The following is an 8,640-nucleotide window of genomic DNA, read 5'->3' as shown; positions in this document are numbered from 1 at the left end:
GGCACCGGCCAGTCACCCCCGACCATCCCGCAACCCACCGACCTCCAACTCCACCTCCTGGACCTGCTCAACATCGATCCACGAGACCTCCGCTGAAGATCACTCACGTGCGGAAAACGGGGCTAGCCGGGGTGTCTCGTCTGGGGGAACCGGCCTGGCCCGAAGAGCTCGGACAGCTCGTCGAGGAAGACGACGAGCGTCCCCGCGACGACGCCGGCGAAGGCGGCCAGTATCAGCGCGTTCACGTCCGTGGCGGCCTCCGGGGACGCCACCGCCACGCAGCCGAGGCCTGAGGCGACCGCGAGGCACGCGTTCCGTGCGATGTGCCGCCTGCCGAGCGGCACCGTGGAGGTGCCGAAGCAGCGGCAGGCAGCCGTCACCTGCCTGCGCACCGCCATGAGGATCGCCACCGAGAACGCGACCAGCAGCGCGCCCGCGAGCGCGAACCCGGCCTGTGGCATGGGGCCGGGGAGCGCCATCAGCACGCAGACCGCCACCTCGCCCGCGACGACGACGGCGGCGGCGCCCGGCACGTGCCCGGGACGCAGCAGCCGCATGGCGGCGACGGAGGCGACGAACTCCCGGAGGCTCGCCCGGCGGATCAGCTTGCCGGCGGCGGAGACCACGAAGACGAGGCCGATCAGGCAGCGCAGGCCGGTTTCAAGGTAGGGCATGGAACCCTCCGGGGACCGTCCTCCGGTCGTCGCCCCGATGGCTGCGCGACATCCTGCGCAACACCCCGCCCACGATCAGGCCGGTGGGGACGGGCCCGAACAGGCGCGAGTCCGCGCTGTTCACCGGGTTGTCGCCGAGGACGTAGACGTGGCCTTCGGGGATCAGGCCGCCGTACGGGGCGGGATCGCCGCTGTGCGGGACCGGCTCCCCCGCGAAGGCGACCACCCGCTTGATGAGCATCGCCCGGCCGGGCCTGCCCGCCGGGTCCAGGCCGGCCTCGGGGTGCGTGAACACGACGACGTCGTCACGGCGCAGCCGCGTGTTCCTCCCGACCAGCACCCGGTCGCCGTCGGTGTAGGCCGGCGCCATGCTGTCCCCCTGCACCTCGACGATCACGAGGCGGCGGCGCAGGAGCCAGACGGCCAGGCAGGCGGCCAGTACGGTGAGGACGGAGGTCGAGGCGACCGGATTCATGCCGCCGTGCCGGCGGTGGTCAGCGGGAGGTCGGTGGCCGCGATCCGGCCGTCCCTGCTCGTGATGAAGGCCGGAGTCCCGACAATGGCGAACGCCTTCCAGATGGGCTCGCCATAAGGCTCGACCACCACGTCGGCGACGGTGCTGAGCGCGTCGCGCATTTCGGTGAAATGGGTGTCGTCACCTTCGGCGGGAGTCAGCACCGCGACGGTCCGCGGGCGCGCCGACCGGAGATATTCGAGGTAATCGGGCAGCTTGTCCCTGCACGGCGCACAGTCGGCGGAGATGAACAGGAAATTGGTCTCCAGGAGGGTGTCGGACTTGCTGAGCGCCTTGCCGGAGATGCTGACCGCGGTGAAGTCGTTCACCTCGGCGCCTACCGGAGCCGAGACGGCCGGCGCGGGCGGCGGTTGCATTCTCGTCTCGTGCTCGCGCAGCCGGCGAATGACGCCGACGGTGAGCGCGATGTTCAGCAGGCACAGCGTCCCGACCACGATGAGTCCCACAAGGTAGGTCATTCCGGCTCCCTTTCTTCGGCCTCGCAAGGCCGGCCGGGCCGATGGCCGGACTGCTCGAAACGGCGGCCCGACCACCGGCCTGACCGGTTCGGTGTCAACGGCGCGAGCGCGTCATTGCGCGTGGCGCCTGGACGGTCGTCAGACGCAGCTCACGTCGTACACGCAGTGGCTGAAGACCCAGATGCACGTGCTGGCCCTGCACTGCTTGCAGTAGCGCCCCTTCCACTTGATGACGCCCTGACAGCCGCAGCCCTCGTTGTAGCACCCGTAGCAGCTGGAGCTGGAGCATGCTGCGGCGGCGGTGGACTTGGGAACGAACATGCTCAACAGGTGGTCGCTCATTTTGCCGAGGGTTCGTGTCATTTTTCACCTCCAGGACATGTAGTTGTTTCCCGGACTTTTGCTGTCCGGGAGTATTGCGCCGTATCTTCACATGATTATCGGAGATAAAGCAATATGTCGTGGATGCCATTTTGAAGAGATGCTGCGGACGAAATGAATTATTGCGATGAATTGAATTCTCAGTATAGAGATGGGCGGTATATTGCCGGTATAGAGTGCGGCCGGCCGGGTGTTTTGGACCCCCCGCTTTAGGGGACAAAACGGACAACGCCTAGCATGTGCGGGTGATCGTCGGAGAAGTCCTGGGCCTGCTCGGGGCCGGAGTGCTGGCCGGGGTGGTGAGCACGGTCGTGAGCCTCGCCTCGATGGTCTCCTATCCGGCGCTGCTGGCCTTCGGCCTGCCTCCGCTGGCGGCGAACGTCACCAACACCGTCGCCCTCGTCTTCACCGGCATCGGCGCCGCCGCCGGATCGCGGCCCGAACTGGCGGGTGAGGGCGGCCCGATGCTCAAGCTCGGTCCGATCGCCGCGCTCGGCGGCGCGACGGGCGCGGGGCTGCTGCTGGTGACCCCGTCCAGGACGTTCGAGCTGATCGCGCCCTGGCTGATCGCGATGGCCTCGCTGCTGCTGGTCCGCCCACCTTCGGGCCGGGTACGCGGCGAGCACGGGCTGGTGGGCCGGGTCGCGCTGTTCGTCGTGACGATCTACACGGGGTATTTCGGCGCGGCCGGGGGGCTGCTGGTGTTCGCCGTGCTCGCGGCCATGTTCGAGCACTCGGCGGCCAAGCTGAACGCGATGAAGAACGTGATGTCGGGGCTGGCGAACGCGGTGGCGGCGCTCGGGTTCGCGCTGCTCGGGCCGGTGGACTGGGGAGCGGCCGCGCCGCTGGCGGCCGGGTTCCTGCTCGGCGGGTGGATCGGGCCCAAGATCGCGCGCAGGCTGCCGGGCCAGAGCCTGCGCTACCTCGCGGCGGCCTGCGGGCTGGCGGTGGCGATCAAGCTGGGCTGGGACGCATACGCGCGGTGACACCCGCGCCGCCTGCGTGGTGACGCCCGCGTTGCCTCACGACGCACCCGCGGTGACACCGTCGCCGCGGGACGACGCCCGTGCGGTGACGAGTGCGGCGAACCGGGTGGTGACCAGGTGCCAGACCGGGGTCGACACCGGCTCGTCGGCCACCGCCCGCGCGTAGACCTCAGCGGGGTCGAAGCCCTCGGCCCGCCACGCGCGGATGCGCGCGGGCAGCACCTCCGGATGGAACTGCACCCCCCACGCCTGCTCACCCACCCGGAACGCCTGGTACGGGCACTGCTCCGTCTCCGCCAGCCACACCGCCCCGCCGGGCAGCCGGGTGATCGCGTCCTTGTGGTGCTCGATGGCGGGCACCACCGCGGGCAGCCCGTGGAAGAGCGGGTCGCCGGCGGCCTCCGGCCTGATCGTGAGCGGGATGCTGCCGTTCTCCGGCGCGCCGGTGTCGCCGGTCACCTCGCCGCCCGCCACTTCGGCGAGGAGCTGCCCGCCCAGGCAGATGCCGAGGAACGGCACGCCTTCCGCCAGCGCCTGCCCCGCGAGCCGCCGGGCGCCGGCCAGCCAGGGGGCCCGGTCGTCGTCGCCGGGCAGGTAGCCGCCACCGAGCATGATCATGGCGTCGTGGCCCAGCCGGTCGGGCAGCGCGGCGCCCTCGTGGGCGAGCACCACCTCCAGCCGGAGCCCGGCCTCTTCCAGCCAGTCGCCCACCCGGCCTGGACCGCCGCTTCTGCTGTTCTGGACGATCAGGACGTCACCCATCGTTGCTCTGCACCTCTCCCCCGAAGATCCACTCATCCGCCACCGCCGCCCCCCGCCCTCGTCCGGGCGAGGGGGCGAGCCGGGTGTCACGGCAGGTTCGCCGCCCTGGCGGTGTGGCGAAGCAGCAGCGCGGTCGTCACCGGGCCGACGCCGCCCGGCACCGGCGTGAGCGCCCCGGCCACGCCCGCGACCGCGTCGAAGTCGACGTCGCCGGTCAGCCCGCCGTCGTCGGTGGGGTTGGTGCCCACGTCGATGACGACCGCGCCGGGCGCCACGTGCGCCGCGCCGATCAGCCCCGCCCGGCCCACGGCCGCGACCAGCACCTCGGCCGTGGAGGTGACGGCGGCCAGGTCGCGGGTGCGCGAGTGGCACACGGTGACCGTGGCGTGCCGGTCGAGCAGCAGATGCGCCAGCGGCTTGCCGACCACGGTCGAGCGGCCGACCACGACCGCCCGCCGGCCGAGCAGGTCCACCTCATGGTGGTCGAGCAGCGCCATGACCGCCGCCGCCGTCGCGGGCGGGAACGCCGGCAGCCCGGCGGCCAGCCGGCCCAGCGAGAGCGGGTTGGCGCCGTCGACGTCCTTGCGCGGGTCGATGGCCGCGGCCAGCTCCTGCGCCGACGCGCCCGCGGGCAGCGGCGTCTGGAGCATCACCCCGTGCACGTTGGGGTCGGCGCTGAGCCTGGTCAGCGTCTCGCCGATCTGCTCGGGCGTCGCGTCAGGGCCCAGGTCGACCACGTCGCAGTCGATGCCCACCCCGGCCGCCGCCTTGGCGATCGAGCGGACATACCACAGGCTCGCCTCGTCGGCGGTGGCCACCACCACGGCCAGCCTCGGCTGCGGGCCCGCGGCCGACTCTGCCTGCGTCTGGGTCCTGATGGCGGCGGCCAGGTCGCGGCCGGTCAGCGTCTTCAAGGGTTGATCTCCTCGCGTACCTCGGCGGTCACCCAGTCTGCCCTGGCGACGGCCGCATCGACACCGGACAGGCGGGTGTTCAGCTCCTCGCGTACTTGCTCGTCCTTGATGCCGCCCAGGTTCACCTCGACGTTCACCCGGGCGGTGGTGAGGGCGGCGCGGGCCGCCTCCGCCGCCGCGGCCACGTCGGTGACGACGTTGCGGTTGCCGATCGGCAGCATCAGCTCGCACAGCTCGACCACCCTCGTGGCGGCCTCGGCCACCCTGGCGGGCGGCTCGGCCGCGCCCCGGAGCGCCTCGGCGATCGCGGCGCTGCGCTCGGGGCCCTTGGGCAGCCGGTAGGCGTCGGTGACCGCGGTGAACGCCGCCGCGTCCTCCTCGGCCAGCTTCAGCGCCCTGGCCCGTAGGGTGTCGGTCTCGGCGATCACGCTGACGACGGTCTCGGCGTGATCGGCGTACTTCTCGCCGGTGCTGTAGCGGGCGACCATGCCGAGCAGCGCGGCGGCCTGCGCCGCGTGCAGGGCCGCGGTCGCGCCTCCGCCGGGAGCGGGCACGCGGTCGGCTAGCCGGGTCATGAAGTCGACGATCGTCAAGTCGCGCATGGCGGCATTCTGCCAGGCCCCACCGCCCTCATCCGCAGCGCGTCGCCCCTCTGGCACGTCGCTCGCGGTGCGTCGCCTCCTGGCGGCACGCTCGCCGTGCGCACGTCACTCGCGGTGCATCGGCCGGGTGGCGTCCTCACCGCCGTGCGGCAGGTACGGCGACGGCGTGGAGCCGTACACGGGCGAGTACTCGGGAGGCGCGCCCCCGGCGGACCTCCACCGCGACGGGAAGAACGAGACGACCAGCAGCGCGACGCCGACGAACAGCATCGCCTCCGTGTACACCATGGCCTCGTAGCCCGCCCTCATGGCGGCGGGCAACCACTCGGACCACGAGAACCGCAGGCCCAGGGTCTGCTCCATCGTGGGTATGAGCCCCGCGGCGGTGAACCCGAGACCGCCGAGCAGGGAGGCCACGGGAGACAGGCGCGAGCCGATCAGGAAGGCCAGGCCGACCCCGGCCGCGACGACGAGGGCCAGCCCGAGCCAGGACGTCCGGAACTGCGTGGCGGCGCTGAGGCGGACGTCGCCGACGCCGTACCACAGCCCGGCGGCGACCAGCGGAGGGAGGAGCAGTCCCGCGACCACTCCCAGAGCATGACGGGCACCGTTTGACATGATTAACCCCGTTTGTTCGGCTCTGCCCCAACCTACCGCGCGAGATCTCCCGGCGTGGAGTGGTCCCCGTAGCCCGGACGGACGGCGGTCACCTGCCGCCCGCTCCCGCGCCGTTCCTGAAAACTCCCTGTGAAGCCGGGTATGGGTCTTTGCGGCGTCTGCGGCCACGGGCATCGTGGGCCGCATGAGATCCGCGATCCTGAAGACCGCACTCAGCGCCCTGGCCGTGCTCCTGCTGGCGGGCCTGCCCGCGCAGGCCGTCACGAAGCCGGACACCTTCCCGCTGCCCAACGGGTTCCAGCCGGAGGGGATAGAGATCGGGCCGGGGCCGTACGCCTACTTCGGCTCACGTGCGACCGGTGACATCTACCGGGCCGACCTGCGTACCGGGAAGGGGGCCGTCATCAGCAAGGGGCCCGGGACGCAGTCGCTCGGGCTCAAGACGGACGAGCGCGGACGGCTGTTCGTGGCCGGGGGCAACGCCGGCAACGCGCGGGTGATCGACCTGCGCACCGGGGAGATCCTCAAGTCGTACACCCTCGCCACCGGCACGTCCTTCGTCAACGACGTGATCCTCGTCGGCCGCGCCGCCTACTTCACCGACTCCGCCAACCCCGTGCTCTACAAGCTCGAGCTCGGACGCGGCGGCGCGCTGCCCGCCGAGGCCGTCAAGATCCCGCTCAGCGGCGCCATCCAGTACACGACCGGCAACAACGCCAACGGCATCGCCCCCAGCCCCGACCACCGGTCGCTGCTGATCGTCCAGTCGAACACCGGCAAGCTGTTCGAGGTCGATCCGTCCTCCGGCGTCACCACCGAGGTGAACCTGGGCGGCGAGCTGCTGACCAACGGCGACGGCCTGCTGCTGTCCGGCCGCACCCTGTACGCCGTCCAGAACCGCCTGAACACCATCGCCGTCATAGGCCTGTCCCGCGACGGCTCCTCCGGCACGATCGTGAACCGGCTGACCGACCCCCGCTTCGACGTCCCCACGACCGTCGCCGCGTACGGACACCGGCTCTACCTGCCCAACGCCCGCTTCACCACGACGCCGACCCCCGACACGCCCTACTCCGTGGTCGCCGTCAAGCCCTGACAGCCCCGAACGGGCGGCGCGGGCCGGCGCAACCGGCCCGCGCCGCGCGGCTCAGCTCTTGATGGTGTAGCTGTCGCCGTAGACCTTCCAGGTCAGGGGCGGGTTCAGGTCGAGGTTGCCGTTCTTCAGGAACACCCGCTGCGCCGTGTCCACCCGGCTGGTGTCCTCGTGCGCCTCTTCCGCCTTCATCGCCGCCTTCCTGGCGTCGAGGAACGCGTTCAGGTACGTCACCTCGCTCCCGCCCTGCGCGGGCGTCTTGGCCTTGGCCAGGGCGCTCTTCCTGATGCCGCCGAAGCTCAGCTTGTCGCTGCCGGGGCCGTGCATGACCATGGCGTCGTAGTACGCGAACTGGCCGAGCGCCCGCAGCCCGTCCTGCTTGGCCTGGCGCACGGCCGGGTTGAAGTAGACGCGGTCGCGCTCGTCGTTCTGGGCCTGCTGGAAGGCGGGGTCCTTGGCGGCCGTCTTCCAGTCCTTGGTGAAGTTCGGGTCGAGGCCCTTGTGGGAGTCGGTGCCGTTGACCTTGCGCAGGGCCGGGAGGTATTTGGCGAGCACGTTGCCCGGCTTGCGCTCGGCGTAGAGCTCGACCAGCTCCAGCATGTCGCCGGTGCCCGAGCAGAAGCCGATGATCCCGGCCGTGTAGCCGCGGTCGTCCTCGATGTCCTCGATGTAGCCGTACTGGGCCTTCCAGTCCAGCGATGAGTTCTCCGCGCTGGACACCAGCTGCATGGCGATGTCCTTCTTGTGTGGATCGGTGAGATCCACGGAGGCGGCGGCGGTGCCGGACGCGGTGCTCGTGAAGGCCAGGGAGAGGGCCAGGAGTGTGGCGGTCAGCACGGGGGCTCCTGTCGAAGAGGTTCGTTAGGAAAGATTCCTAACGAACCTTACTCCCGGAGTCAGCGTTCGCGGGTCATGTCGGGAAAAACTAGCTCAACGGGCGAAGTGCCGCCAGTTGCTGCTCGAACGGCACGACCTCGTCGTAGCCCGGCTCCCCGCCCGGCCGGTCGTCCGGGCTCTGGCGCGGCGCGCTGCGTGGCAGCAGGCCGGCCAGCTCTTCAGCGGCCCGGCCGATGCGCTCGCCGAGACCGTCGGTGAACGGGTCGCCCCCGCCGCCCCAGTCCTCGGCGGCCGCGTAGACGGCGGTCGGGACGACGACGGCGCGCAGGTAGGCGAACAGCGGGCGCAGCGCGTGCTCCAGCGCCAGCGAGTGGCGGGCGGTCCCGCCCGTGGCCGCGACGAGCACCGGCTTTCCGGCCAGCGCGGTGTTGTCGATCACGTCGAAGAACGACTTGAACAGGCCGCTGTAGGAGCCGCTGAAGATCGGCGTGACCGCGATGAGCCCGTCGGCCTGCGTCACCGCCTCGATGGCCGCGCGGAGCCGGGCGTTCGGGAAGCCGGTCACGAGGTTGTTGGCGATGTCCACGGCCAGGTCGCGCAGCTCGATCACGCGTACCTCGGCCGCGGCCTCGTGCCCGTCAAGGCGCCGCACCACGGCCTCGGCCAGGCGGTCGGCGAGCAGGCGGGTGGAGGAGGGCTGGGTCAGACCCGCCGTGACGACGACGAGCTTCATGGCGTGGATCTCCGTTCTGCAGAGGGTGGGACGGCCGGGGGTGGTGG

12 protein-coding genes are annotated in these 8,640 nt (G+C 71.3%); 2 read left to right on the top strand and 10 right to left on the bottom strand.

Annotation, left to right across the window (positions count from 1 at the left end):
- Positions 1–122: 122 nt before the first annotated feature.
- The 4 genes from ETD85_RS64125 to ETD85_RS57255 all read right to left on the bottom strand — a co-directional run bounded on the left by ETD85_RS64125 (position 123) and on the right by ETD85_RS57255 (position 2,009).
- Complete coding sequence (locus ETD85_RS64125) at positions 123–674, bottom strand: MauE/DoxX family redox-associated membrane protein (RefSeq protein WP_170247412.1); 552 nt, start codon at positions 672–674, stop codon at positions 123–125.
- The gene (locus ETD85_RS57265; RefSeq protein ID WP_138698232.1) at positions 661–1,149 is read right to left on the bottom strand and encodes a S26 family signal peptidase; all 489 of its coding nucleotides are present in this window, start codon (positions 1,147–1,149) and stop codon (positions 661–663) included. The genes ETD85_RS64125 and ETD85_RS57265 overlap by 14 nt, the downstream gene beginning before the upstream one ends.
- Positions 1,146–1,667: a thioredoxin domain-containing protein gene (locus ETD85_RS57260; RefSeq protein WP_138698231.1), complete on the bottom strand. Its 522-nt coding sequence runs from the start codon at positions 1,665–1,667 to the stop codon at positions 1,146–1,148. Before ETD85_RS57260 ends, ETD85_RS57265 begins: the two co-directional genes overlap by 4 nt.
- Positions 1,668–1,805: 138 nt before the next feature.
- Positions 1,806–2,009, bottom strand: coding sequence for a hypothetical protein (locus tag ETD85_RS57255; RefSeq protein ID WP_138698230.1), 204 nt, complete (start codon positions 2,007–2,009; stop codon positions 1,806–1,808).
- A gap of 284 nt (positions 2,010–2,293) precedes the next feature.
- On the opposite strand from ETD85_RS57255, the gene ETD85_RS57250 reads away from it, so the two are divergent.
- Positions 2,294–3,034: a sulfite exporter TauE/SafE family protein gene (locus tag ETD85_RS57250; protein ID WP_138698229.1), complete on the top strand. Its 741-nt coding sequence runs from the start codon at positions 2,294–2,296 to the stop codon at positions 3,032–3,034.
- 36 nt (positions 3,035–3,070) lie between these two features.
- Here the strand turns inward: ETD85_RS57250 and ETD85_RS57245 are convergent, their stop codons facing one another.
- From ETD85_RS57245 to ETD85_RS64120, 4 genes are all read right to left on the bottom strand, one after another.
- Complete coding sequence (locus ETD85_RS57245; RefSeq protein ID WP_138698228.1) at positions 3,071–3,796, bottom strand: type 1 glutamine amidotransferase; 726 nt, start codon at positions 3,794–3,796, stop codon at positions 3,071–3,073.
- An 86-nt stretch (positions 3,797–3,882) separates the two neighbouring features.
- Positions 3,883–4,710: a bifunctional 5,10-methylenetetrahydrofolate dehydrogenase/5,10-methenyltetrahydrofolate cyclohydrolase gene (locus tag ETD85_RS57240; protein ID WP_138698227.1), complete on the bottom strand. Its 828-nt coding sequence runs from the start codon at positions 4,708–4,710 to the stop codon at positions 3,883–3,885.
- Complete coding sequence (locus tag ETD85_RS57235) at positions 4,707–5,312, bottom strand: cyclodeaminase/cyclohydrolase family protein (RefSeq protein ID WP_138698226.1); 606 nt, start codon at positions 5,310–5,312, stop codon at positions 4,707–4,709. The genes ETD85_RS57240 and ETD85_RS57235 overlap by 4 nt, the downstream gene beginning before the upstream one ends.
- A 105-nt stretch (positions 5,313–5,417) precedes the next feature.
- A complete protein-coding gene (locus ETD85_RS64120) occupies positions 5,418–5,900 on the bottom strand; it encodes a hypothetical protein (protein WP_170247411.1) in 483 nt (160 codons plus the stop codon).
- A 214-nt stretch (positions 5,901–6,114) separates the two neighbouring features.
- Between ETD85_RS64120 and ETD85_RS57225 the strand changes: the two genes are divergently transcribed.
- A complete protein-coding gene (locus ETD85_RS57225) occupies positions 6,115–7,026 on the top strand; it encodes a superoxide dismutase (protein WP_138698225.1) in 912 nt (303 codons plus the stop codon).
- 51 nt (positions 7,027–7,077) lie between these two features.
- On the opposite strand, the gene ETD85_RS57220 is transcribed toward ETD85_RS57225, so the two are convergent.
- Positions 7,078–7,860, bottom strand: coding sequence for a chitosanase (locus ETD85_RS57220; RefSeq protein WP_138698224.1), 783 nt, complete (start codon positions 7,858–7,860; stop codon positions 7,078–7,080).
- 88 nt (positions 7,861–7,948) lie between these two features.
- Positions 7,949–8,593, bottom strand: coding sequence for an FMN reductase (locus tag ETD85_RS57215; RefSeq protein WP_170247410.1), 645 nt, complete (start codon positions 8,591–8,593; stop codon positions 7,949–7,951).
- Positions 8,594–8,640: the final 47 nt, after the last annotated feature.

This window comes from Nonomuraea zeae (assembly GCF_005889725.1).
Taxonomy (GTDB): domain Bacteria; phylum Actinomycetota; class Actinomycetes; order Streptosporangiales; family Streptosporangiaceae; genus Nonomuraea; species Nonomuraea zeae.
Note: the sequence above shows the minus strand (reverse complement) of the source record. Positions and strands in the feature narration are given on the sequence as shown.

What these genes read in the sequence shown, in the direction of transcription:
- ETD85_RS64125 (WP_170247412.1), bottom strand. Translation starts at nt 674, where the DNA reads ATGCCCTACCTTGAAACCGGCCTGCGCTGCCTGATCGGCCTCGTCTTC.
- ETD85_RS57265 (WP_138698232.1), bottom strand. Translation starts at nt 1,149, where the DNA reads ATGAATCCGGTCGCCTCGACCTCCGTCCTCACCGTACTGGCCGCCTGC.
- ETD85_RS57260 (WP_138698231.1), bottom strand. Translation starts at nt 1,667, where the DNA reads ATGACCTACCTTGTGGGACTCATCGTGGTCGGGACGCTGTGCCTGCTG.
- ETD85_RS57255 (WP_138698230.1), bottom strand. Translation starts at nt 2,009, where the DNA reads ATGAGCGACCACCTGTTGAGCATGTTCGTTCCCAAGTCCACCGCCGCC.
- ETD85_RS57245 (WP_138698228.1), bottom strand. Translation starts at nt 3,796, where the DNA reads ATGGGTGACGTCCTGATCGTCCAGAACAGCAGAAGCGGCGGTCCAGGC.
- ETD85_RS57235 (WP_138698226.1), bottom strand. Translation starts at nt 5,312, where the DNA reads ATGCGCGACTTGACGATCGTCGACTTCATGACCCGGCTAGCCGACCGC.
- ETD85_RS57225 (WP_138698225.1), top strand. Translation starts at nt 6,115, where the DNA reads ATGAGATCCGCGATCCTGAAGACCGCACTCAGCGCCCTGGCCGTGCTC.
- ETD85_RS57215 (WP_170247410.1), bottom strand. Translation starts at nt 8,593, where the DNA reads ATGAAGCTCGTCGTCGTCACGGCGGGTCTGACCCAGCCCTCCTCCACC.